Source organism: Flavobacterium macrobrachii, from assembly GCF_014486675.1.
GTDB classification, from domain to species: Bacteria; Bacteroidota; Bacteroidia; order Flavobacteriales; family Flavobacteriaceae; genus Flavobacterium; species Flavobacterium macrobrachii.
The window spans coordinates 1-484 of the sequence record NZ_JACTAC010000192.1; the positions used below are offsets into that span (position 1 = coordinate 1).

1 protein-coding gene is annotated in these 484 nt (G+C 41.1%); it reads right to left on the bottom strand.

The annotated features are described in order from the left end of the window. Nucleotides 1-484 (bottom strand): hypothetical protein (locus tag IAI56_RS15915; protein WP_187658786.1); only part of this gene is annotated, 484 nt, incomplete at both ends.

The window sequence follows — 484 nt, forward strand, 5'->3', positions numbered from 1 at the left end:
GTTCCGTTTTCACAAATAGTACTTGGATTAGCCGTTACACTTGCCGTTGGTAAGGGTAAAACCGTGATTGGAATACTACTCGTTTGTGGATTGGTACAACTTGGTGTTCCTGAACTTGCTACACTTACTATATTGATAGTTCCTGTTGCTGTTGGACTTACTACTATCGTAGCTGTTCCTGCTGCGTTGAGTGTTATCGTTTGGTTGGTTCCACCATTAATGTTATACGTTACTGTAGCATTTGGTGTTCCTGTAAAGGTTAAAGTCGTGGTTCCGTTTTCACAAATCGTTGTTGGATTGGCCGTTACACTTGCCGTTGGTAATGGTAAAACCGTGATTGGAATGCTACTCGTTTGTGGATTAATACAACTTGGTGTTCCTGAACTTGCTACACTTACTATATTTATCGTTCCTGTTGTTGTTGGACTTACTGATATTGTAGCTGTTCCTGCTGCGCTTAAGGTTATTGTTTGGTTGGTTCCAC